The organism is Yokenella regensburgei, assembly GCF_051486985.1.
In the GTDB taxonomy this organism is placed as follows: Bacteria; Pseudomonadota; Gammaproteobacteria; order Enterobacterales; family Enterobacteriaceae; genus CBFFRJ01.
In genome coordinates this window covers 62,831-87,874 of record NZ_JAHVDV010000005.1, presented here as the reverse complement: position 1 = coordinate 87,874, position 25,044 = coordinate 62,831, and the positions used below count along the sequence as shown (strand labels likewise).

Genomic DNA, 25,044 nt, shown 5'->3' with positions numbered 1-25,044 from the left:
TTTTTTCAGGCATGGGCGACAGGTGTCGGATGATGACCGGCTTTGCGCATCAGCATCATCAGGTAAATGAGCGACACGCTGGCAATCATGATAAACAACAAGCTGTCAGAATAGCTTTGCATCAGCATCGCCGTTAGCGTAGGACCTAACAGACTACCAATTGTGTAACTCAGTAACAGCGCCTGGTTCATCGACACCAGTTGATGGTGCTCCACTTTCTCGCAGGCCCATGCCATCGCAACCGGATAAAGCGTAAACCCGGCGGTGCCCAGTACAAACAGTGCCGGAGCCATCGCAGCATTGCTAAGCATTGCCACACATCCCAGAATCACAACGAAAACCTGCACACGCAGTACCAGCAAACGGCCAAAGCGGTCAGCAAGACGCCCTATCGGCCACTGCCCTACGATACCTGCACTGACCATCAACGCCATCCAGAACCCAATCCCTGAATCGTTCACGCCTTTGTGGTTGAGATACAGCGGCATTAAACCATACAGCGAACCAAGGATGATGCCTGAAATAATGCAGCCGTTCACCCCAAGACGGGCCTGACGCAAACGAAACATCGGCCAGACCGAGGTGGAGGTCTGCGCCTCGTCACCCTCACGGGTAATCCGGGCAAAGAGTAACGGCAGAATAGCGGCCAGTACGAGGCCAACGGCCCAGGGTAAAACGCTCATCAACGCTGTTGGCATTTTACTGACCATAAGCTGACCCAGCACCGTACCGACGTAATAAATCATCATATAGGCAGCCAGCAAACGCCCCCGATTATGAGAGGTGCCGCTCTGCATCAAGGCGCTCTCTACGACCACCCAGATCATGGCGCAGCCAATACCTGCGACAAAGCGCCAGATAAGCCAGCTCCAGAAACCGATATTAAAGCCCAGTCCCGCGCAGCCTACGGCAAAAATCAGCGAGGCAATGTAATAACTGCGGTTAAACCCGTAACGCCGGATGAGCCAGCCGGTCATCATGGTGCCGAGCAAATTACCGGTAAAATAGGATGAACCGACCATTCCAACCTGCCAGGTCGGCATGTTTTCGTGGGCGAGCCAAAGCGGGACAAGCGTATTAAGCACCGCGATTGCCAGGGTCAACAGAAGCAGGCCACAGAGCAATAAAAGCACTGGCCGGGTATAGGTGGTCATGGATTAAAACCGTGAGGAAGTTCAGGATTCGTGCGCATCATGCCACTGGCAAAAACATTGTCAATCCACGGATTCAGGCACCGACACATTTTGTTGAAGGACGATATATAAAACTAATCCTTAGAGGATAAATCTGCACCTGAATTTAATTTAATTTATTGAATTTAAATATTAATTTTTCATTCTGGTGCTTTAAATTCAGTTGAAATAATTCATGGAGAATTTAGCACCCAAAGATTCACCTGAGCCCCCTTACGCTAATCAGAGGTCATGGGTTCGGAAGCAGACAGTAATGGGGCGGGAGAAGTGAAAAAAAAAGCGCCCGCAGGCGCTTTTAATATTATTAACGTTAGCCGATAAACTCGACGCCACGCATATAGGGGCGCAACACCGCCGGGATCTCGATACGACCATCAGCTTGCTGATAGTTTTCCAGCACCGCCACCAGAGTGCGACCAACCGCCAGGCCTGAGCCGTTCAGGGTATGGACCAAACGGGTTTTCTTATCGGATTTGCTGCGACAACGCGCCTGCATACGGCGTGCCTGGAAGTCCCAGACGTTGGAGCAGGAGGAAATTTCACGATAGGTATTTTGCGCCGGCACCCATACTTCAAGATCGTAGGTTTTGCATGCGCCAAAGCCCATATCTCCGGTGCAAAGCGCAACACGACGATACGGCAGACCCAGCAGCTCAAGCACTTTTTCAGCGTGACCGGTCATCTCCTCAAGCGCCGCCATCGACTCTTCAGGGCGAACAATCTGCACCATTTCAACTTTATCGAACTGGTGCATACGGATCAGGCCACGGGTATCACGACCGTAAGAGCCCGCCTCTGAACGGAAGCACGGGGAGTGCGCCGTCAGTTTAATTGGCAGATCGTCTTCGTCGATGATCTCATCGCGCACCAGGTTAGTCAGCGGCACTTCCGCAGTCGGAATCAACGCATAGTTGCTGCTGTCGGCCTCTTCATCCAGTGGACGCGTATGGAACAGATCACCCGCAAATTTTGGTAACTGACCGGTTCCGTAGAGCGTGTCATGGTTCACCAGATAAGGAACGTAGGTTTCGCTGTAGCCATGCTGCTCGGTGTGCAGATCAATCATGAACTGCGCCAGCGCACGGTGCAGATGCGCAATCTGACCTTTCATCACCACAAAGCGAGAGCCGGTAAGTTTAACCGCAGCGGCAAAGTCTAATCCGCCATGCATTTCACCCAGGGTCACATGGTCGCGAACCTCAAAGTCGAACTGACGAGGCGTGCCCCAGCGTTTGACTTCAACGTTGTCGTTTTCGTCTTTGCCAACCGGAACGCTATCGTCCGGGGTATTCGGAATGGCCAGCGCGATTTCGCGGATTTCCGCCAGCAGGGTGTCCAGCTCTGCCTTCGCGGCATCCAGTTCTTCACCCAGTTTGTTCACTTCCAGGCGTAAAGGCTCGATGTCTTCCCCGCGTGCTTTCGCCTGGCCGATGGATTTCGATCGCGCGTTACGCTCTGCCTGCAGATTTTCAGTATTGACCTGCAAAACCTTACGACGCTCTTCAAGAGCGCGTAATTTATCTACATCCAGCTTAAAGCCCCGGCGTGCCAGTTTTTCTGCGACTGCGTCTGGCTCGGTACGCAGCAGATTGGGATCGAGCATGCTTATCCTGTGCTTATCGAATTGAAATAATGGGAAAGTGACCGCAGCCTGCGGCCACAGAGATACAGCGACAACATTACCGCAAGGTCACTCTCAACGGTAGCGTTTTATGGGGCTTTTATGATCCTGTTCAGCAAGCCAGGCGAGCTTTTCGCCAATCTTACCCTCAAGACCCCGATTTGTAGGAAAGTAATAGCGTGTTTGTGCTAGCTCTTCAGGGAAGAAAACTTCGCCAGCCGCGTAGGCATTAGGTTCATTGTGCGCATAGCGATACTCCTGCCCATAGCCCATCTCTTTCATCAGCTTTGTCGGCGCATTACGCAAATGGACTGGCACGTCATAATCCGGACGTTCACGGGCATCCGCCATTGCCGCTTTAAATGCGGTATAAACGGCGTTACTTTTTGGTGCACATGCAAGGTAAACAATAGCCTGCGCGATAGCGCGCTCCCCTTCTGCCGGCCCGACACGGGTAAAGCAATCCCATGCTGAAATTGCCACCTGCATAGCACGAGGATCGGCGTTGCCAACATCCTCAGAGGCAATTGCCAGACAACGTCGAGCCACATAGAGCGGATCGCCGCCCGCGGTGATAATTCTCGCATACCAGTAGAGTGCCGCATCGGGAGCACTACCGCGTACGGATTTGTGCAGGGCGGAAATCAAATCGTAAAACCGGTCACCTTTGTTGTCGAAACGCGCGCTGCGCTCACCGGCAATTTCCGTCAACAATGCGGGTTGCAGTACACGCTTGCCAGCATCATCCAGCTCGGCCATGTCCGCCATCATTTCAAGCGTATTAAGCGCCCTGCGGGCATCCCCGTTGACCAGCTCCGCAATGGCTTTGCGCGTTTCGGCAGGCAACACGATATCCTGACCACCATAGCCACGCGTTTTGTCTTCCATCGCCTGGGTCAGGACAAGTTCAATATCTTCGGTGGTGAGTGATTTCAGCAGATAAACACGAGCGCGCGAAAGTAAAGCAGAGTTGAGTTCAAACGACGGGTTTTCGGTGGTCGCACCAATAAAGGTAATGGTGCCGTCCTCAATATGCGGCAAGAAGGCGTCTTGCTGGCTTTTATTGAAACGATGGACTTCATCCACAAAGAGGATGGTTCGTCGGCCCGCATTGCGGTTCTGCCGCGCACGCTCAATGGCTTCGCGAATCTCTTTTACGCCTGATGTCACCGCGGAGATCCGCTCAACATCTGCGCTGGCGTAGCGAGCGATCACTTCCGCCAGGGTAGTTTTGCCTGTTCCCGGCGGTCCCCACAGGATCATAGAGTGCAGATGTCCGGCCTCTATCGCACGGGGCAACGGGTTTCCCGCAGCCAGCAAATGTTGCTGACCAATATATTGCGCTAGATTTTCTGGCCGCATACGGGCGGCCAGAGGCTGGAATGCATTATCGGAAAAATCGAGCGACAGGTTGCCCACACATGCCTCTTACTTACGCTGATCGTCGACCGTTACGCCCTTTGGCGGGGTAAAGGTGAATTTAGAGGGATCGATGCTGCCGTTTTGCTGAGATTTGAGCTGATAGCTGCTCTTCTGATCGTCCTGCTCAATAGCGCTGAACTGATGAATAGTACCGTCACGACCCACGTTAATGGTGAATTGCTTCAGGTTACCGCTGGCTGTTTTTGGCGTCAGAACAAAATCATCTCCGTTCTGGACAATATTATATTTCTGCCAGTCACTGCTCTGATTGCGGGCAATAAGCATGAAGGGCGTATTGCTGGTGGCATCGGTCAGGGATGTGGCGGTAGCTTGTTCAACGAACGGGTTATAGAACCAGAGCGTTTTCCCGTCAGAGACCAGAACGCTTTCATCGGGCTGGGTCATATGCCAGTTAAAAAGGCTGGGGCGTTTAACCCACAAATCTCCCTGTCCTTCCTGAACAGCAGCACCGCTGCCATCCGTGACCTTCTGCGTAAAGCTGGCATGGAAACTGTTCACCTTATCAAGGCGACTTTTCAGATCGCTGGAGGCATCAGCCCATACGTTGCTGGCCATAAAGCTACCCATTAACACACATGCCATCGCGATTTTTTTCATTGTGGTTCCTTAAAATTCATCGCCCCCGGTCTGGGGAACACTCCTGTCACTCTAAAAGCAGATTGCAGTGAGCGACAGGAGAAAAGACTTAAATTTTACTGATTTACCTATTTTAGCATTTATTCAAACGGTGGAGGGGCTAACACTTCACGGTTGCCATTGTGCCCCTGCTCGCTCACGATGCCCTGCGCTTCCATTTGCTCAATAATACGAGCAGCACGGTTGTAGCCGATACGGAATTGACGCTGTACGCCAGAAATGGAGGCTTTACGCTTCTCGGTAACAAAATTGACGGCCTGATCGAATAATGGATCCAGCTCTTCGCCGCTGTCGAAACCACCGCCGCCGCTGTCGCTTTCGCTGTCAGAGGTAATGCCATCGATATACTGTGGTCGGCCACGGGCTTTCCAGTCCTGAACAACGGCATGGACTTCTTCATCGCGTACGAAGGCGCCATGAACGCGAACCGGAATGGTCGAGTTCGGCCCGGAATAGAGCATATCACCCATCCCCAGCAGCGATTCCGCGCCGCCCTGGTCCAGGATGGTACGGGAGTCAATTTTACTGGATACCGTAAAGGCGATACGGGTGGGAATATTCGCCTTAATAAGCCCGGTAATGACATCGACTGACGGTCGCTGAGTGGCGAGCACAAGGTGAATCCCCGCTGCACGGGCCTTCTGTGCCAGGCGTGCGATGAGCTCTTCGACCTTCTTACCCACCGTCATCATCAGGTCAGCAAATTCATCGACCAGAACCACGATATAAGGCAATTTTTCCAGTACGGGATGCTCAACGGCCATGCTGTCTCCCGGTTTCCAGTAAGGATCGGGGATCGGACGGCCCATCTTCGCCGCCTCGGCAATTTTATCGTTGTACCCCGCCAGATTACGCACACCCAACGCCGACATCAGCTTATAGCGACGCTCCATCTCGTTGACGCTCCAGCGTAGCGCATTCGCGGCATCCTTCATGTCGGTGACTACTTCAGTTAGCAGATGCGGGATACCTTCGTACACCGACAGTTCAAGCATTTTAGGGTCAATCATGATGAACTTGACGTCTTCAGGACGCGCTTTATAGAGCATGCTGAGGATCATCGCGTTTACGCCAACGGATTTACCTGAACCCGTGGTACCCGCAACCAGTAAATGCGGCATCCTCGCAAGATCGGCCGTCACCGGCTCCCCTGCGATATCTTTACCCAGGACAACGGTCAAGGGCGAAGGGTTATCGCGGAAACTGGCGCAATCCAGAACTTCGCGCAGGTAAACCGTCTGACGCTTTTTATTGGGCAGCTCAAGTCCAACATATGGCTTACCAGGGATAACCTCTACGACACGCACCGCAGCGGTAGAGAGCGAGCGGGCTAAATCGCGAGACAAATTGGAAATACGTGCCGCTTTCACGCCAGGCGCGAGATTTAATTCAAACCGAGTAATGACCGGCCCCGGAGAATAATTGACTACATCCGCTTTGATGCGGAAATCCGCCAGACGTGCTTCTACCAGGCGTGCCATCTGCTGCAAGGCAAAAGTGTCCACCGGTTCGACTTCTGACGGTGGTGGTGTCAGCAGATCCAGAGACGGCAGCGGTGTAGTAGGTTTCTGCAATGGCCGGCTGTCACCATTTCGCATCAGCAGCGGATGGATAAGGCTTTCCTGTGGTGCGGGAGCCACTGGCCGGGCAACAGGCTGCTGAGGCACTGCGGCAGGGGTTGGCACAACCTGCGGACGGGCCGTTTCTGCTTCGGGCATAACGCCTGGCGTGAACAGTGGCTCACTCGGGCCGTCATCCACCAGCGTTTTCGTCGGTGAAAATTCGAAATCATCCAGTGAAAACATGCCAGGCTTGACAGCGCGATCGCCGGAATAGCGCTGCTGTTGGCTGCTGGCAAACTGCCGTGCCAGCTCCGCTTCCGCCTCTTCATCCTCATTACGTTCAGCCGCCGCAGGCAGTGATGGCGAGTCATCGATATACTCATCGCCATATCGGCTGTGCTGGCTGGCAGCAAACTGCTGAGCCAGCTCCTGCTGTTGCAGGATATCGGCTTCATCATCACTTACCGCATCATGCTGAGGATGTTGTTCTGCACGCGCGCGCTCTTCAGCCATACGCTGCGAAGGTAGCTTAATACCGTAGGACGCCAGTTCACGGCGGGTCGGTACACGTACGCGGTTCGGACGGGGCAGCTGTGGACCAATTCCTTCCTTCACCTGCTGTCGCGGCGCCCCGCCTTCAGCAAGACTGAAGAGCGGGTTAACCGCCTCCGGAGCAGAGGCATGTGATACGCCCGAGACGGCGGAGACGGCCGCTGCGGTCACGGGCGCAGCCGCAGGTGCAACTGTCGGAGCGGGAGTGACAGGACGCGGTGGCTCCTGAACGGTTTCGGGAACCGGTTGATACCAGGCCGCAAGCTGCTCGCGCTCACGGGCCCGCTTCTCTTCAACTTCTTCAAAATAATAAAGCGGTGGACGGGAATGCTTAACCTCTTCAGGTTCAGGCTCTGGTTCCGGCTCACGAGTAGGTTCAGGGGCAGCGTAGGCTGGCTCAGGCAGAGAGGTCTGATACTCCATAGGCTCGGTGACAACCGGGGCCGTAGGCTGCCAGTCGCTCTCCTGCGCTGGCACCACTTGCGCGGACACCGGACCAGGCTCGGCTGACGCCTGAGAAGCATAAGGCTCAGGGATCGACTGCTGCCACGCGGGGGGCTGCTCCGGAGCATAATCTGCCGGGGCTGCTGGAGCCGCATAAGCCTGAGCAGCGGTCATTTCCGTAGCTGCCGCGTTAAGGGGTTCGGTCGCCCGATATCCACTCAACAGCGGGTCGTAGGCCTCTTCTGCGTGCGTCGCCCGATTACCCGAGAACAGTACATCGTCAGCATCCGCCGGAACACCGCGTGCGGAGTATTCAATCTCTTCAGCGCCATCGTCATCCATGCGTTTACCGGAGAAGAGCGCTTCATCGGTTTTACGTCCCATCGGATTACTGAATTTTTCCGCCACGCTCTTGCGACGAGCCAGTGCCCCTCGCATGATGCGAGCACGACGCGACTCTCGGGGCGCACGGGATGGGACGTCATCGTCTTCATCCTCTTCATACTCATCTTCATCAACCCAGGTGTCGTCACGTCGCGTACGATTGCTGGCGAAGGTCAGGATGCTGAGGATCACGCTGCCGATTTTTTCTGCGATAGTCACCCAAGACCAGCCCGTAAAGAGCGTAAGGCCTGCGGCCCAAACGCACAGCAACGCAATGGTTCCGCCGCTGCTACGTAACAGTGGCTGCAGTGTGGTGCTGAGCAGACTGCCAATCACGCCGCCAGAGGCAAAGTACCAGATATCATCGGCATTTATTGCTGCAAGGCCGCATGAGGTAAGGATCAGCGCCAGCGCGCCAATTAACCGCAGCGAAACCGCGAAATAATCGATGTAATCTTCATTAGCACGGTGGCGGTAAGCGAACCAACATCCACCGATAATAATGACCGGGATGGTGTAAGCCATAATGCCGAAAATGAAGAACAGGGTGTCTGCAAGCCACGCACCGGGTTGCCCACCTAAGTTATGGATGGGTTCATGCCATGCAGTCTGAGACCAACTGGGATCGGACGGGTTAAAACTTATAAGTGCCGCCATCAGCCAGATGGCAAACAGAGAAACGAGGATCAGCAACGCCTCAAGGAGTCGACGCCCGCTGCTTAGCTTGGTAAGTGTGACTTCTTTGTCTTCTGTGTATTCCTGGCTCAAGTAAGGCTCTCCAGCTAAAACGGACAACAGCGCCGGGAAGCCCCGGCACTGTTGCTGTATGGATTAACAGGAGTGTAATCAAAAAAAGCTGATTTTGCACCTGTTCCGTATTAGCGCGTCTTGATAACCAGACGATTGCTTTGTTTGACTTCTTCCATCACCACATAGGTACGGGTGTCATTGACGCCTGGCAGTCGCAACAGGGTTTCCCCTAAAAGCTTACGATAGGCCGACATATCTGGCACACGTGTTTTCAACAAGTAGTCGAAATCGCCAGAAACAAGATGACACTCTTGAATTTCTTCAAGTTTTTGTACAGCGGAGTTAAATTGCTCAAACACATCCGGCGCGCCACGATTCAGAGTAATCTCAACAAAAACCAGAAGTGATGCATCCAGATAATGTGGGTTCAGCAGTGCTGTATAGCCCTGAATGAATCCCTGTCTTTCCAGCCTGCGCACGCGCTCAAGGCACGGCGTGGGAGAAAGTCCCACTCGTTTAGAAAGCTCGACGTTGGAAATACGCCCATCTTTTTGCAATTCGTTCAGGATATTACGATCGATGCGGTCGAGATCTTTGCCAGGGCGCTTCTTGCTATCTACCATTATTATTGTCTCTCTGTATTCCTTCCCTACTCCTGTCTTGACCCTGTGCACTTCACTGTTCAGAGTCTTTGCCCGTCGCTTTATGTGTAACGTGTTGTGTAACGCCAACACCACATAATCCCAGGGTCTGTATTAAGAAGCCGGTGCCTGAAGGCCACTATCGACATCACGGATGGCATCTGTCCACACCATGCGTAGATTTCGCTAGCCCGGTAAAAATGGCATTTACATGCATGATTTTGCATCACGCGCGAAACACTGCTTTTTTTCTTCCTTTGATGTTTTCGCAAATGCGCAGGGGATTGTCAAAGCAAAACATCTTTTTTTAGTACAACATGCCAGATATTCATCATCGGGGTCCCGTAATACTCATTTTATCCCCTTATAAGCGACCGATTTTCAGTAGAAATTATTATATTTGAAATCTTCCCTTGAACTTTGCCATCGGCTTTGTCTATTACACATATCGTTAACAAAACCGCTGCACTCTTTTTTTACGCTTACAAATTCCCTACAATCCGACTCAATGTATGCAAATAAAAATGAGGATTTCATGGGTACGGCCAAACACAGCAAGCTGCTTATCCTGGGTTCAGGCCCCGCGGGTTATACCGCTGCGGTCTATGCTGCACGCGCAAACCTGGAGCCGGTATTAATTACAGGTATGGAGAAAGGCGGTCAGCTCACCACCACGACCGAAGTGGAAAACTGGCCTGGCGATCCCAATCATCTGACCGGGCCGTTGCTGATGGAGCGCATGCACGAGCATGCCGAAAAATTCGATACTCAGATTCTGTTCGACCACATCAATAGCGTTGATCTTCAGAACCGCCCCTTCCGTCTGACCGGCGACAGTGGCGAGTACACCTGTGATGCATTAATCATCGCTACGGGCGCCTCTGCACGCTATCTGGGCCTGCCTTCTGAAGAAGCCTATAAAGGCCGTGGCGTCTCCGCCTGCGCAACCTGCGATGGTTTCTTCTACCGTAACCAGAAAGTTGCCGTCATTGGTGGTGGTAACACAGCCGTTGAAGAAGCTCTTTATCTGGCGAATATCGCCTCTGAAGTGCATCTGATTCATCGCCGCGACACGTTCCGCGCGGAGAAAATCCTTATCAAGCGTTTAATGGAAAAGGTAGCAAGCGGAAATATCGTTCTGCATACCAACCGGACGCTGGAAGAGGTCACTGGCGATCAGATGGGGGTCAGCGGGCTGCGTCTGCGTGATACGCAGAATACCGATACTGTTGAATCTCTCGACGTGGCAGGTCTGTTTGTCGCCATCGGTCATAGCCCAAACACGGCGATTTTTGCCGGCCAGCTTGCGCTGGAAAATGGCTATATCAAAGTACAATCCGGTATTCATGGCAATGCTACACAAACCAGCATCCCGGGCGTCTTTGCTGCAGGCGATGTAATGGATCACATCTATCGCCAGGCGATCACCTCCGCTGGGACTGGCTGCATGGCGGCTCTCGACGCAGAGCGCTATCTGGACGGGCTGGCTCAGGAAAGTAAATAATCTTTACAAGTCAGTAATAAAGGTAAAAAAGGCGACTATAAGTCGCCTTTATTTTTGTGCCGATGTAACATTGCGAAGCTAAAAAATCCGATAACTTTACCTGCAAAGCGCGCAATGAATAAAACCCGTCAACAAGAATTAACCCGCTGGCTAAAACAGCAAAGTGTCATCTCACGTCGCTGGCTCATGATGTCCCGACTTTTGGGTGTGTTGAGCGGCGTACTCATCGTCGCACAGGCCTGGATGCTGGCGAAAATCCTTAATCATCTGATTATGGAGAATATTCCACGCGAGGCTTTGCTCCTCCCCTTTGCATTGCTGGTGCTGGTGTTTATTCTGCGTAGCTGGGTGACGTGGCTTCGCGAGCGCGTGGGTTTTCATGCTGGCGCACATATCCGTTTTGAAATTCGCCGTCGGGTTCTGGACAGGCTTCAGCAGGCCGGGCCTGCCTGGATACAGGGTAAACCTGCCGGTAGCTGGGCCACCCTTATTCTTGAACAAATCGACGATATGCATGATTTTTACGCTCGTTATCTGCCGCAGATGACGCTGGCGGCAACGGTGCCTTTGTTGATCGTGGTAACGCTGTTGCCGATTAACTGGGCTGCAGCATTAATTCTGTTATGCACCGCGCCGCTTATTCCTTTGTTTATGGCGATGGTGGGCATGGGGGCAGCCGATGCTAACCGCCGTAACTTTAAAGCCCTGGCGCGCCTGAGCGGCCACTTCCTCGACCGTCTGCGTGGCATGGAAACCCTGCGCATTTTCCACCGGGGCGAGGCCGAGACAGAAAATATCCGCCTGGCGTCGCAGGATTTTCGCAGTCGTACAATGGAAGTACTGCGGCTGGCCTTTTTGTCTTCCGGTGTGCTTGAGTTCTTCACCTCATTGTCGATTGCGCTGGTGGCGGTCTATTTCGGCTTCTCTTATCTTGGCGAACTTAATTTTGGCCACTATGCCGCTGGCGTTACCCTGTTCGCTGGCTTCCTGGCACTGGTGCTGGCACCGGAGTTTTTCCAGCCGCTGCGTGATTTAGGCACCTTTTACCATGCAAAGGCGCAGGCCATTGGTGCCGCCGACAGCCTGAAAACCTTTATGGAAGCACCGCTCGCTCACCCTCAGCGGGGAGACCTCACCCTGAAAACGGATGAAGCCCTGACCATCACCGCACAGGATCTGATTCTCAAATCGCCAGAGGGTGCCGTGCTTGCCGGGCCGCTTAATTTCACTTTGCCTGCGGGCCAACGCGTTGTGCTGGTAGGGCGAAGTGGCTCAGGAAAAAGCTCTCTGATTAATGCGCTTTCCGGGTTTCTTCCCTATGAAGGATCTTTACGCATTAATGGCGTGGAATCCGGCAGTCTCGACCCTGATGCCTGGCGGCGCATGATTAGCTGGGTGGGACAGAACCCTCAACTCCCGGCCTCTACCTTGCGACAGAATATTCTGCTGGGCAGGCCGGATGCCAGCGCGACCGAACTGCAGGCTGTTATCGATAAAGCCTGGGTGAGCGAGTTCCTGCCGCTGTTGCCGCAAGGTCTTGATACGCCAACCGGCGATCAGGGCGCACGCCTTTCCGTCGGACAAGCCCAGCGCGTTGCGGTAGCACGCGCCCTGCTGGATGCCAGCAAGCTACTACTGCTTGATGAGCCCGCCGCCAGTCTGGACAGCCATAGTGAGCGGCGTGTTATGCAGGCGCTGAACGATGCCTCTTTGCTCCAGACGACAATAATGGTAACGCATCAGCTCGAAGGGCTCACTGACTGGGACGCCATTTGGGTGATGGAAAATGGACAGATAATCGAACAAGGCACCTTCGCCGAACTCTCACAAGCCGGGGGAGCCTTTGCCGCCCTGCTCGCTCACCGTCAGGAGGAGATTTAAATGCGCGCCCTTCTCCCTTATCTCGCCCTTTATAAACGCCATATCGGGTTACTCAGTCTCGGGGTGATTCTCGCGATTGTGACCTTGCTGGCCAGTATAGGCCTGCTGACCCTTTCCGGCTGGTTCTTATCCGCCTCAGCGCTGGTAGGGGTCGCCGGAATTTACAGCTTTAACTACATGCTTCCCGCTGCTGGCGTGCGTGCCGCAGCAATTATACGTACTGCCGGGCGCTATTTTGAAAGGCTGGTCAGCCATGATGCGACCTTCAGAGTATTGCAGCATTTACGGGTCAGCACGTTCAGTAAACTGCTTCCCCTTTCACCGGCTGGACTGGCCCGCTTCCGTCAGGGGGAGTTGCTCAACCGGGTGGTGGCAGATGTTGATACGCTTGATCACCTCTATCTGCGCGTTATCTCCCCGCTGGTGGGAGCACTGGTCGTTATCTTTGTCGTGACGCTGGGGCTAAGTCTTCTGGATATGCCCCTCGCCCTGACGCTTGGCGGGATCATGCTTGCCACACTGTTTATTCTTCCGCCGCTCTTTTATCGCGCCGGAAAGCCCACCGGAGAGAGCCTGACACATTTACGCGGACAATATCGCCAGCAGTTAACGAGCTGGCTGCAGGGTCAGGCGGAGCTGACAATTTTTGGCGCCAGCCAACGTTACCGTGAGCAGATGGAGAATACAGAACTGAGCTGGCACGATGCCCAGCGACGCCAGTCCGATCTTACGGCAGCCTCACAGGCGCTCATGCTGATTATCAGCGCCTTTGCAGTGATTGCCATGCTGTGGCTGGCTGCTGGTGGGGTCGGCGGTAATACGCAGCCCGGCGCGCTTATTGCCCTCTTTGTCTTTTGTGCGCTGGCCGCTTTTGAGGCACTGGCCCCGGTAACGGGAGCTTTCCAGCATCTGGGCCAGGTGATCGCCTCCGCGGTGCGCATTACGGAAATTACCGACTCGCCGGTGGACGTGCAGTTTGCTGAAAATAGCGATGCGGCCCCCTCGCAGGTTAACCTGCGTCTGGAAAACGTAAGTTTTGCCTACCCGGGTCAACCGCTTAATGCGCTGAATGCCCTGTCATTATCCATTGCCAGTGGGGAGCACGTCGCGGTACTGGGCCGTACCGGCTGCGGAAAATCAACGCTGCTGCAACTGCTGACCCGCGCATGGGATCCGCAGCATGGCCGTATTCTCTTTAATGATCTGCCGGTTACAGCACTTAGCGAAGCCACCTTACGCGAAAGCATCAGTATGGTTCCGCAGCGCGTCCATTTGTTTAGCGCCACCTTACGTGACAATTTACTTCTGGCCGCTCCGCAGGCCAGTGATGAGACCCTGGCAACCGTACTCTGTCGGGTTGGCCTGGAAAAGTTGCTGGATGACAGCGGGTTGAACGCCTGGCTGGGTGAAGGGGGCCGCCAGCTCTCCGGCGGTGAGCTCCGCAGGCTGGCTATAGCGCGCGCTTTATTGCACGATGCGCCACTGGTCCTGCTTGACGAACCCACCGAGGGTCTTGACGCCGCGACCGAAACGCAAATACTTGATTTACTTGATGAGGTTATGAAGGATAAGACCTTATTAATGGTGACACATCGCCTTCGCGGGCTGTCGCGGTTTGATCAGATAATTGTGATGGACAACGGTGAAATAATTGAGCAAGGTAATCACGCAGCGTTAATGGCGAAACAGGGTCGTTACTACCAGTTTAAGCAGCGTCTGTAATCGATGGGTATCGACATCTTCCTTCGGATTTTGCGCTAACGTTAAAGTGCGGAGTAAAGTTGACGATATACATAAGGAATTACTCTTTGTTGCGTTGTGGAGCATTGCAGTCATGCGCCTGGTTCAGCTTTCTCGTCACACCATTGCTTTTCCCTCGCCGGAGGCGGCGTTGCGTGAACCAAACGGGTTGCTGGCTTTAGGTGGCGACCTCAGTCCGGCCCGGCTTTTAATGGCCTATCAGCGTGGCATCTTCCCCTGGTTTTCACCAGGGGATCCTATTCTCTGGTGGTCTCCGGACCCACGCGCGGTGCTTTGGCCAGAAAACTTTCATGTCAGCCGCAGTATGAAACGCTTCCATAAAACGACCCCCTATCGCGTCACGCTCAATCATGCTTTCGGGCAGGTGCTTGATGGATGTGCAGAAGATCGTAATGAGGGCACCTGGATAACCCCTGACATCGTGCTCGCCTATCATCGTTTACATGAACTTGGGCACGCGCATTCCATTGAAGTCTGGGAAGAGGGTGCGCTCGTGGGTGGCATGTATGGGGTTTCGCAGGGGGCGCTGTTTTGCGGCGAGTCCATGTTCAGCCGTCGCATAAATGCTTCAAAAACCGCGTTAATGCTTTTTTGCCATGCTTTTGCCGAGGCTGGTGGGCAGCTGATTGACTGTCAGGTTCTGAACTCTCACACCGCCTCGTTGGGCGCCGTTGAAATTCCGCGCCGCGAGTATCTTGAACGTCTTGGTCAGACACGGCAACAGCGCTTACCTTCCCATTTTTGGGTACCAAGGGAACTGTTTTTAGCAACCTGATGAATGTTTTCGGCACATTTTTTATCAGGGTGTTATAATGGTCGCTCAGAGCAGCTTCTGCCTGTTACCCGCCATTCAGGGAAGCACGTATCAGGGACGCCCTCCTTCTTCTTTATCGCTCCCCTTTATGATGCGCGTGACGCGCGTCCTGATTGTGGCATGAGGGTAATGCGCAAAAGCCGTTTGCTGCGTTTTATCAGCACAAATCTTTACTTAACAGACGAACTTGGGCATTATCTTGCCGGTTCAAAAAAATATGGTAGTGATACCCCCGAGGATTAGATGGCCAAAGAAGACAATATCGAAATGCAAGGCACCGTTCTGGATACGTTGCCTAATACTATGTTCCGCGTAGAACTTGAAAACGGTCACGTGGTCACTGCGCATATCTCCGGTAAAATGCGTAAAAACTACATCCGCATTCTGACGGGCGATAAAGTGACTGTTGAGCTGACCCCGTACGACCTGAGCAAAGGCCGCATTGTCTTCCGTAGCCGTTAATCACAGTTAGCCACAACGCCGCGTGCGAAATTCTGAAAGCCGGACTTTTGTCCGGCTTTTGTCGTTCTGCATCGGGGTGCTGACCGCGCTAGTCAGGCATAAAAAAACCGGACCACTGTCCGGTTTTTGTTATTAAAGGCGCGCTTAATGCGCGGTTTCCGGTTTGTGCTTCTGCGCACTCTGGAAACCATACTGCAGCTCATTTTTCTCTTTATCCAGGGTTACCGTTACCTGTCCACCATCAACTAACGAACCGAACAGCAGTTCGTTGGCCAGTGGTTTTTTCAGGTTGTCCTGAATAACGCGGGTCATCGGACGAGCCCCCATCGCACGGTCATAGCCTTTTTCTGCCAGCCAGTCACGCGCGTCCTGACTCACTTCCAGCGAGACACCTTTTTGATCCAGTTGCACCTGGAGTTCGACAATAAACTTGTCGACTACCTGATGAATAACCTCGGTGGAGAGGTGATCAAACCAGATAATGTTATCCAGACGGTTGCGGAACTCCGGCGTAAAGATTTTTTTGATCTCTTCCATCGCATCGGTACTGTTGTCCTGATGGATAAGACCAATAGATTTACGCTCGGTTTCACGCACGCCAGCATTGGTGGTCATCACCAGCACCACGTTGCGGAAGTCCGCTTTACGCCCGTTGTTATCGGTCAGGGTGCCGTTGTCCATCACCTGCAGTAAGAGGTTGAAGACATCCGGGTGCGCTTTTTCAATTTCGTCCAGCAGCAGTACTGCGTGCGGGTGTTTTATCACCGCGTCGGTCAGTAAACCGCCCTGATCGAAACCAACATATCCCGGAGGCGCACCGATTAAGCGGCTAACGGTATGACGTTCCATATACTCGGACATATCAAAACGCAGCAGCTCAATGCCTAATGCTTTAGAGAGCTGTACCGTCACTTCGGTCTTACCGACACCCGTCGGCCCTGCAAACAGGAAAGACCCCACCGGTTTATGATCCTGTCCAAGGCCAGCGCGGCTCATCTTAATGGCTTCGGTTAACGCCTCAATGGCTTTGTCCTGGCCGAAGACCAGCATTTTCAGACGCTCGCCAAGACTTTTCAGGGTGTCGCGATCGCTTTGCGACACGCTCTTCTCAGGAATACGCGCAATACGTGCAACAACCGATTCGATATCCGCCACGTTGATGGTTTTCTTGCGTTTACTGACCGGCATTAAACGCGCGCGCGCACCTGCCTCATCAATCACATCAATGGCTTTATCCGGCAAATGACGATCGTTGATGTATTTCACCGCCAGCTCCACTGCTGCACGCACCGCTTTCGCGGTATAACGCACGTCATGGTGAGCTTCGTACTTCGGTTTCAGGCCATTGATAATCTGTACGGTCTCTTCAACAGAAGGCTCGGTGATATCAATTTTCTGGAAACGACGCGCCAGCGCACGATCCTTCTCGAAGATATTGCTGAACTCCTGATAGGTCGTTGAACCCATCACGCGGATCTTGCCACTCGACAGCAATGGCTTAATCAGATTGGCAGCATCAACCTGCCCGCCTGACGCAGCACCCGCACCGATAATGGTGTGGATCTCATCAATGAACAGAATGCTATTAGTATCCTGCTCCAGCTGTTTCAAAAGCGCTTTAAAGCGTTTTTCAAAATCACCACGGTATTTTGTTCCGGCCAGCAGTGAACCAATGTCCAGGGAGTAAATAGTGCAGTCGGCCATAATTTCCGGCACATCGCCCTGCACAATTCGCCAGGCGAGTCCTTCGGCGATAGCTGTTTTACCTACGCCGGACTCACCCACCAGCAGCGGGTTGTTTTTGCGACGACGGCAAAGCACCTGTACAGCGCGCTCAAGCTCTTTACCGCGACCAATAAGCGGATCAATACCGCCGACGCGAGCAAGCTGATTAAGGTTGGTGGTGAAGTTTTCCATACGTTCCTCCCCGCCTGCTTGCTCTTCATTGTTATTGGCCTGATTGCCAGAATCGGGAGAAGACTGTCCCGGCTCGTCTTTACGGGTGCCGTGGGAGATAAAGTTCACCACATCAAGGCGGCTCACTTCATGTTTGCGTAGCAGATAAGCCGCTTGCGACTCCTGCTCGCTGAATATTGCAACCAGCACGTTCGCCCCGGAGACTTCGCTACGTCCGGAGGACTGAACGTGAAACACCGCGCGCTGAAGAACACGCTGGAAGCTGAGCGTCGGCTGAGTGTCGCGCTCCTCTTCACTCATCGGCAGGACGGGTGTGGTTTGTTCGATGAAGGCTTCGAGTTCCTGTCGCAACGCCACCAGATCCACAGAACACGCTTCCAGCGCTTCGCGGGCCGAGGGGTTACTGAGCAATGCCAGTAACAGATGTTCGACGGTCATAAACTCATGTCGGTGCTCACGCGCTCTGGCGAAAGCCATGTTTAAACTGAGTTCCAGTTCTTGATTGAGCATTGGCACCTCCCCCAATTTCACGCCTGCATTCAGGCTTTTTCCAGCGTACAAAGCAACGGATGCTCGTTCTCCCGGGCGTAATCGTTCACCATAGACACTTTGGTTTCTGCGACTTCGGCGGTGAAAATCCCACAAATGGCCTTTCCACGATAGTGCACAGTGAGCATCAGTTGCGTTGCACGTTCAACATCATAAGAAAAGAACTTTTGTAGCACGTCAATAACAAATTCCATCGGCGTGTAATCATCGTTCATTAACATAACTTTATACATTGATGGCGGTTTTAGCGCGTCACGCAGTTTCTCATCCGCCAGGTGGTCAAAATCCAGCCAACTATTGCTTTTGCCCATCGTCAGTTTTCATCTTAGGTTACAGGTTCCGGCGACGTTCAATCGACCGATTACATGATTCAAGATGTATCTTAAATCTACATCAGGTGTTAGATAACTATCATCTATCATTGCTATCCGCGACGGCTGTCACAAACCTTTCCAATAGCGTTAACTGCTTCAAATTTTTGACTGATAGACCTCTAAGAACCCCTGCCAAACGCTTGACGCGATGCCTGATTTCTCTAAATTGTACAGTCGAGAGTTGGCGAGGTTTTGAACAACCCCACGCTCTGCCACCGGTTCATTCCATCTTACTTAAATAAGATTTACGAAGGATGTCGAAGCATGGAAACGGGTACTGTTAAGTGGTTCAACAATGCCAAAGGGTTTGGTTTCATTTGCCCCGAAGGCGGCGGCGAAGATATCTTCGCGCATTATTCCACCATCCAGATGGATGGTTACAGAACGCTAAAAGCCGGGCAAACCGTCCGGTTTGATGTGCATCAGGGCCCTAAAGGCAATCATGCCAGCCTTATCGTGCCTCTGGAGATGGAAGCCGTCGCCTGACGCCACTTCCTTCATTGTGTACATCCTGCAGTTAAAATGCCAGTCCCGTTGACTGGCATTTTTATTAACTTTTTATTCACTCCCTCGCCAGGGCATCAACAGGATCGAGACGTGCCGCGCTGCGAGCCGGCAACCAGCCAAACAGCACACCGGTAAATGTTGAGCAGAGAAAAGCGGTAATCAGCGCAACGGGAGAAAAACCAATTTCCCAGCCGGGCAGGAAAAGTTGCAGCGTAAAGGCAATTGCCATCGACAAAGCCACACCCAATGCACCGCCCACCAGGCAGACCAGTACGGCTTCGATAAGGAATTGCGCCAGTACATCGCTTGCCCGCGCGCCAACGGCCATTCGGATGCCTATCTCCCTTGTTCGTTCAGTCACTGACACCAGCATAATATTCATTACGCCAATGCCCCCGACCAGCAGGGAGATAACCGCAACCAGCGTTAAAAAGAGCTGAAGAGTACGTGTGGTCTTTTCTGCCGTTTTCAACACCCCATCCATATTCCAGGTAAAGAAATCTTTCTTCCCGTGGCGTAAGGTCAGTAAGCGCTCCAGCTGTTGTTCGGCCTGACCACTGCCATAACCCTCATTGACGCGAACGGTAATGGAATTAAGCCAGGACTGACCCAGCACGCGGGCTGAAAGCGTAGAGTACGGCATCCACACCCGGAGGATCTTACTGCTGCCAAACATCGACTGCTTCTCCTGCGCCACGCCGATGACGGTGGCAGGCATATTGCCTACCAGAATAATTTCACCCGTCACCTTCGCTTTATTCGGAAACAGCTGACGCCGGGTATTGTTATCGAGCACCACCACCTGTGCTCTCCCGTTTTGCTGCTCCTCATTGAATGTACTGCCCTCACTGAAGGTCATGCCATAGACATTGAAATACTGGCTGCTCACCCCGTTTGCACTTGCCGCAACATCGATATTGCCATTACGAAGTCGCAGATTCTGCGAGATGGCAGGGGTTGCCGAGCGTACCCACGGCTGCTTTTGAATGGCCAGCAGATCGTCATATTTCAGCGCCTGCTGATACTGCGGATCGTCGTCGCCAAAATCTTTGCCAGGGTAGATATCTATCGTATTAGTGCCGATGGCGCGGATATCCGCCAGTACCAGCTGTTTGGCCGCATCGCCTACCACCACAATAGAAACCACCGACGCGATGCCGATGATTATCCCAAGCATGGTCAACAGCGTGCGCATTTTATTGGCCGCCATCGCGCGCCACGCCATCATCAGCGCTTCCTGAAAACGACCGGAGAAGTGCCGTACACCAGCAGGCGTTTCCGCCGTCGCGATGGGTTGCCCCGTGGAAGAAGGCACCACAGAGGGCGGGTTCGTCAGAATTTCGCCGTCACGAATTTCAATAACCCGCTGTGCCTGGGCCGCGACTTCAGGATCGTGCGTGACGATAATGACCGTATGCCCGCGTTCGCGCAGTTGATGAAGGATAGCCATCACCTCTTCGCCGGAATGGCTGTCCAGCGCGCCGGTGGGCTCATCGGCAAGAATAACCTGCCCTCCGTTCATCAGCGCCCGGGCGATACTGACACGCTGTTGTTGTCCACCGGATAGCTGAGAGGGTGAGTAGCCTTCCCGCTCACTTAAGCCAAGCCGCCCCAGAAGTTCTCTGGCGCGGGCGAGGCGTGCTTTGCGCTCAACGCCTGCATAGACCGCAGGAACCTCGACGTTCTGGGCCGCCGTCAGATGCGACAGCAGATGATAGCGTTGAAAAATAAAACCGAAGTGCTCACGGCGCAGGCGCGCCAGCGCATCACTGTCCAGCGTCGACACGTCCGTGCCCGCCACACGATAGGTGCCACTGGTGGGCTTATCAAGGCAACCGAGTATATTCATCAGCGTTGATTTGCCTGAGCCTGACGCCCCGACAATCGCAACCATCTCACCTGCATGAATGGCTAACGAAATGCCCTTAAGTACCTCAACCTGCCCGTCACCGGAAGGATAACTGCGGCGAATATTATTCAGTTCCAGCAGTACCGTCATTGAGGCGCTCCGGGGGTGGTCGTCGTGATGATCACTTCATCACCCGCCTCCAGACCTTTCGTCACCTCAGCATCAGTGTCATTACGCATGCCGAGTGTAATTTCACGCTCTTTTACTTCGCCGTTACGCAGCAGCTTCACTTTGTAACGGTTATCCCCTACCGGCTCGCCCAGCGACGCAAGCGGAACCGTCAGTACATTCTTCACGCCGTTAAGCTGGATATGCACCTGTGCCGTCATCTCCAGACGCAGCACGCCCTGAGGGTTGGGCACTTCAAAGCGGGCATGGTAGAAAATGGCGTCATTCACTTTGGTAGGGGTTGGCAGAATATCTTTCAACTTACCTTCATAGCGCGTTTGCGGGTCGCCTAATACCGTAAACCATGCCTTCTGGCCAGGTTTAAGGTGGATAATGTCAGCTTCTGAGACCTGGGCCTTCACAAGCATGGTAGACATATCCGCCAGCGTCAGGATATTGGGCGCCTGCTGGGCGGCAATCACCGTCTGGCCCTGAAGGGTGGTTATCTCTGTTACTTCACCCGCCATCGGAGCAACGATGCGGGTATATTCAAGATTGGCTTTCGCCGTATCGAGGGTGGCCTGATTTCGCTGAATTTGCGCATCGATAGTGCCAATCTGCGCCTCTTTTACCGCAAGCTCGGTAACAGCACTGTCGAGGTCCTGACGTGACACGAGATTATTTTTCACCAGCTGCTGCTGGCGCCCCAGGGTCACGCTCGCCAGCTTACGTTCAGCCTCTGCCTGACGACGCTGGGCACGCAGCTCCATGAGCGTCGCGTTCACTTCCTTAATCTGGTTTTGCGCCTGTTCGGGATCAATCACGCCGAGCAGTTGATCTTTTTTCACCTTATCACCGATGCTGACGGACAAGGTTTTTAACTGCCCACTGACCTGCGCCCCGACATCCACCTTCCGCACCGCATCAAGTTTGCCTGTCGCCAGCACGCTTTGTGACAGCTCACCAGGGCGGACAATCAGTGTCTGGTACTCAGGTACTGGCGTGTTGAGCTGACCCCACAGCCAGAATGCCGCCACCACCACCACCAGCCCCAACACCAGCCAGCGCTTTTTGCGTTTTCCCTTCAAATTCATAAAAATTCCTAATGTCTTTATTAACGCTATTTGTGCCAATAATAACTAAACGCTGTCTTAACGAAACGTAATCTTTTCATTTCTGCCCGCTCTCATTTATCTGGCGTTGAAGGTGTGCTTGTTCCAATACCCTCATCATCCCTAAGACCAGGTTATTTCATGTCCATTCTTGCTGATATTCCTTCCTCTGACGCGCCTGTTATCCGGACAGGCTGGCAGCTCTTCCGTGCGCTCGCGACCGGTGAACTGAGACCCGGACGAGCCTGGCAAAACCCGGCCTACCGGCGAAAATTTGTGCTGCGATCCCTGCTCATGCCGGTCAGCACTGCGTCATTGCTGTCCGGTCTGGCAAAACACCCGGATCTACTGCCTATGCTGCATGCTCAACCCGGACTCCCCTGCCGTCTTCATCGCCCGTGGCTCTCACTTGTCATGGACAAAAAGCGCACGCTGGAGGCCTTATCCTTTCATTATCAGGCCTTTTCCGCGCATCTCTCAGCGCCGGTGCGCATGAACTATTTTACATCGCAGGGCATTACCCTGGCTGAGCTTAGCGGAAAAAACGAAGAGCGTTATACCATCCGACTTGTGGCCGACGCGAATCTGGATAAAGAAGGCGAGGCAACGCTTGTCTTCTGCGACGCGCAGCAGACCACCCTTGCGGAGATGACCTTCGCGCTTTGTGAATATCAGGGTAAACGCACACTGTTTATTGGCGGGTTACAAGGGGCAAAAGCCAATGTTGCGCACGATGCGATTCAGTTTGCCACCAAAGCGTGCCACGGCCTGTTTCCTAAACGTTTGCTGCTGGAGGCCTGCACCGGGATTGCCGCCTTTATGGAGATGGAGCAAATCGTCGCGGTGAGCAATACCACCCATATTTATAAGAGTTTGCGTTATCGCAAGAAAAAACAGGGGAAACTGTTTGCCGACTACGACAGCTTCTGGCTGTCGCTTGCAGGCGAGCAACATGCTGACGGCGCTTTTCTGCTGCCATCCACCATTGTTCGCAAACCAATGGAAGAGATAGCCAGTAAAAAACGTTCCGAGTATCGCCGTCGTTACGAACTGCTGGATGCTCTGCAGGCCCAGGTGACCCGGACGCTACGCACTTAATCAGCCCGCCCTCGCGCCAGCCACAGCACGCGCGAAAACATTTTACGCAGCAGGTACGGCACCGCCTCTACCCCTCGCCGGCCTGCTTCCATCGCCACCTCAATAGCCAGTTCCGGTTTTGAAGAGCGGTGGATAGCTTTGGTGATAATGCGCCGCATGTTCATTGGCACGTTATCAGGCAACTGCGCAACGCGGTGATAGACATCAGCAAAGCCTTCCCGGTACATGAAGTGTTCCATGTCCAGCGCCGGAAGTTGGGTGAGGTGATCGCGCAGTGGGTCACGATCCTCATTCAGCAGGCCACGAACCGTGGCGGCGTATTTTTTACCCGCCTCATCACCGTCGACCAGCACATGCCACTGGATGCCCATTCTGCGGGCAAACTTGATGAGCGGCTTCAGACCTGACTGCGCAAATTCAATGACCTTTACCCCTTCAGCATCGAAATGATGACCACACTGACGCGCAAATTCATTGATGACCCAGGTTTCCGTCTCCCCTTCAACCAGCAGCCAGCAGCGGGCAAACAGGGAGGAAGCTCGATTAAAACGAATATGGAAAGCAATGCGCCTCCCTTCTTCGGCATTCATCCCTCCCGGCCCTAATCGCCAGGCCGCGACGCGTGATGATTCCCGAACCAGCCTGCATACCTGCTCGACCGGCGTAAGGGAAAGCAGTTCACCTGAGTTGGTGGTCGTGATTTTCTGCAGGGGCAGTAAATTGAGGAGATGCCAGGCGACAGAGAGCATAATCGGATGCAACCGGGTCTCAGGATCTTCCACCAGCAGCAGTGGTCGGGCGTCCCTGTCCAGGCGGACATTCCCTTTAGCCCGCAACAGGGTGGCAAAAAAGCCCAGTAAAATGACGCGATACATTCGGCCACCGGGTCTGTCGATGACCCGGTTTATGACATCAAGATAACGCCAGCTGCGCTGTTCATCATGAGAGCGCCGACGCATCAGCCGCTGGGCCGTGGGCCCGCTTCCCTGTTCAGCAAAGTAGTGTTCAAGCAGTTGGACCATCGCAGATAAACCATGACGAATTTGCGCATCAGAAAGATTTTGCGGTTGGGAGAGCAGCTCATGTGAGAGAAGGTCAAGCTGACGCGCGGTGGCGTCAGTTTCCGGCACCCCGGCCTCTTCTCCAGCGTGAAGGCGGCGCATAAAGCGCGCATCCCGCAGCCGCAAAACGGGCATGAGGCGGATCAGATGATGGGCCAGAGCGTCAATATCCGTGAGGGGCAATGGATTTCCCTCGGCGTCAAGAAAAGTGCGGAGCGTCATGACGCTGCCCTCTTCTGCGAGCTCCCCCTCCAGTCGGTAAAACAGACGATGGTATCCGTCGCTACTCGCCATCCAACATGCTTCCAGAGGGCGATAACGTCGAACCCGATGGCGACCGGGCACCGATTCACGGAAGGTGAGAATAATGTGCAGATGATGCTCCCTACCATGAATATCGCCAGGGGGAAACCAAAAATCGTCGCGAACAAAATGGTAAAGCTCGGGAGCCGGGGCCAGCAGTAAGGTTAACGCATCCAGCAAACTCGATTTACCCCACGCATTCTCACCGATAAGCACATTGTTTTGCTCAAGCATCAACGAGAGCCGATTAATGCCACGAAACCCTGCAATTTCGACGCGTTCAAGGATCATAACCCCTCCGGGAAACATTCCATTTTCCATAACGTTACCCTGAGTATAGCGGCGAGATCTCTGAGTAAAAACAGCATTTCCCCCTGCGAAGGGGCAAAACCAGCTGACGCTGTCAAAATTGCGCTAAATCAATCTATGTGCATATTGCGTAAAAAACCCCTTTTAAG

Annotated in this window: 18 protein-coding genes; 7 read left to right on the top strand and 11 right to left on the bottom strand. The window is 53.5% G+C overall.

All coding sequences use genetic code 11. The annotated features are described in order from the left end of the window. Positions 1 to 5: 5 nt before the first annotated feature. From KXR87_RS05670 to lrp, 6 genes are all read right to left on the bottom strand, one after another. Positions 6 to 1,154: an MFS transporter gene (locus tag KXR87_RS05670; protein WP_437431290.1), complete on the bottom strand. Its 1,149-nt coding sequence runs from the start codon at positions 1,152 to 1,154 to the stop codon at positions 6 to 8. A 349-nt stretch (positions 1,155 to 1,503) separates the two neighbouring features. After that, the gene (gene serS / locus KXR87_RS05665) at positions 1,504 to 2,796 is read right to left on the bottom strand and encodes a serine--tRNA ligase (RefSeq protein WP_437431289.1); all 1,293 of its coding nucleotides are present in this window, start codon (positions 2,794 to 2,796) and stop codon (positions 1,504 to 1,506) included. Between the two features lie 93 nt (positions 2,797 to 2,889). Beyond that, positions 2,890 to 4,233, bottom strand: a complete 1,344-nt coding sequence (rarA, locus tag KXR87_RS05660; RefSeq protein ID WP_437431288.1) for a replication-associated recombination protein RarA — start codon at positions 4,231 to 4,233, stop codon at positions 2,890 to 2,892. A 9-nt stretch (positions 4,234 to 4,242) separates the two neighbouring features. Continuing rightward, on the bottom strand, positions 4,243 to 4,854 hold the full coding sequence (gene lolA, locus KXR87_RS05655) for an outer membrane lipoprotein chaperone LolA (protein ID WP_437431287.1): 612 nt from the start codon (positions 4,852 to 4,854) through the stop codon (positions 4,243 to 4,245). A 119-nt stretch (positions 4,855 to 4,973) separates the two neighbouring features. Further along, positions 4,974 to 8,603 carry a DNA translocase FtsK 4TM domain-containing protein gene (locus KXR87_RS05650; protein ID WP_437431286.1) on the bottom strand — a complete coding sequence of 1,210 codons (3,630 nt, stop codon included), beginning with the start codon at positions 8,601 to 8,603 and terminating at the stop codon, positions 4,974 to 4,976. A gap of 110 nt (positions 8,604 to 8,713) precedes the next feature. Continuing rightward, entirely contained in the window at positions 8,714 to 9,208 is a 495-nt protein-coding gene (lrp, locus tag KXR87_RS05645) for a leucine-responsive transcriptional regulator Lrp (protein WP_002439523.1), read from the bottom strand. A gap of 553 nt (positions 9,209 to 9,761) precedes the next feature. On the opposite strand from lrp, the gene trxB reads away from it, so the two are divergent. The 5 genes from trxB to infA all read left to right on the top strand — a co-directional run bounded on the left by trxB (position 9,762) and on the right by infA (position 15,648). Next, positions 9,762 to 10,730 (top strand): thioredoxin-disulfide reductase, encoded by a 969-nt coding sequence (gene trxB / locus KXR87_RS05640; protein WP_437431285.1) that lies wholly within the window; start codon positions 9,762 to 9,764, stop codon positions 10,728 to 10,730. 114 nt (positions 10,731 to 10,844) lie between these two features. Continuing rightward, the gene (cydD, locus tag KXR87_RS05635) at positions 10,845 to 12,611 is read left to right on the top strand and encodes a heme ABC transporter permease/ATP-binding protein CydD (protein ID WP_437431284.1); all 1,767 of its coding nucleotides are present in this window, start codon (positions 10,845 to 10,847) and stop codon (positions 12,609 to 12,611) included. Then, positions 12,612 to 14,333, top strand: coding sequence for a heme ABC transporter ATP-binding protein/permease CydC (gene cydC / locus KXR87_RS05630; protein WP_437431283.1), 1,722 nt, complete (start codon positions 12,612 to 12,614; stop codon positions 14,331 to 14,333). Positions 14,334 to 14,445: 112 nt separating this feature from the next. Then, a complete protein-coding gene (gene aat / locus KXR87_RS05625) occupies positions 14,446 to 15,147 on the top strand; it encodes a leucyl/phenylalanyl-tRNA--protein transferase (protein WP_437431282.1) in 702 nt (233 codons plus the stop codon). Positions 15,148 to 15,429: 282 nt separating this feature from the next. Then, positions 15,430 to 15,648, top strand: coding sequence for a translation initiation factor IF-1 (infA, locus tag KXR87_RS05620; RefSeq protein ID WP_002211347.1), 219 nt, complete (start codon positions 15,430 to 15,432; stop codon positions 15,646 to 15,648). A 144-nt stretch (positions 15,649 to 15,792) separates the two neighbouring features. Here infA and clpA read toward each other — a convergent pair whose 3' ends face one another. Next, a complete protein-coding gene (gene clpA, locus KXR87_RS05615) occupies positions 15,793 to 18,075 on the bottom strand; it encodes an ATP-dependent Clp protease ATP-binding subunit ClpA (RefSeq protein ID WP_437431281.1) in 2,283 nt (760 codons plus the stop codon). Between the two features lie 29 nt (positions 18,076 to 18,104). Continuing rightward, complete coding sequence (clpS, locus tag KXR87_RS05610) at positions 18,105 to 18,425, bottom strand: ATP-dependent Clp protease adapter ClpS (protein ID WP_437431280.1); 321 nt, start codon at positions 18,423 to 18,425, stop codon at positions 18,105 to 18,107. Positions 18,426 to 18,752: 327 nt separating this feature from the next. On the opposite strand from clpS, the gene cspD reads away from it, so the two are divergent. Further along, positions 18,753 to 18,974 (top strand): cold shock-like protein CspD, encoded by a 222-nt coding sequence (cspD, locus tag KXR87_RS05605; RefSeq protein WP_437431279.1) that lies wholly within the window; start codon positions 18,753 to 18,755, stop codon positions 18,972 to 18,974. A 76-nt stretch (positions 18,975 to 19,050) separates the two neighbouring features. Here cspD and macB read toward each other — a convergent pair whose 3' ends face one another. Both macB and macA read right to left on the bottom strand, forming a co-directional pair. Next, entirely contained in the window at positions 19,051 to 20,994 is a 1,944-nt protein-coding gene (gene macB / locus KXR87_RS05600) for a macrolide ABC transporter ATP-binding protein/permease MacB (protein ID WP_437431278.1), read from the bottom strand. After that, positions 20,991 to 22,106 carry a macrolide transporter subunit MacA gene (gene macA / locus KXR87_RS05595; protein ID WP_437431277.1) on the bottom strand — a complete coding sequence of 372 codons (1,116 nt, stop codon included), beginning with the start codon at positions 22,104 to 22,106 and terminating at the stop codon, positions 20,991 to 20,993. The genes macB and macA overlap by 4 nt, the downstream gene beginning before the upstream one ends. Positions 22,107 to 22,265: 159 nt before the next feature. Here macA and KXR87_RS05590 point away from each other — a divergent pair, with 159 nt between their 5' ends. Next, entirely contained in the window at positions 22,266 to 23,222 is a 957-nt protein-coding gene (locus KXR87_RS05590) for a VirK/YbjX family protein (protein WP_437431276.1), read from the top strand. Here the strand turns inward: KXR87_RS05590 and KXR87_RS05585 are convergent. Beyond that, positions 23,219 to 24,877, bottom strand: coding sequence for an ATP-dependent endonuclease (locus KXR87_RS05585; RefSeq protein ID WP_437431275.1), 1,659 nt, complete (start codon positions 24,875 to 24,877; stop codon positions 23,219 to 23,221). The two genes, KXR87_RS05590 and KXR87_RS05585, sit on opposite strands and share 4 nt — an antisense overlap. Positions 24,878 to 25,044 lie beyond the last annotated feature (167 nt).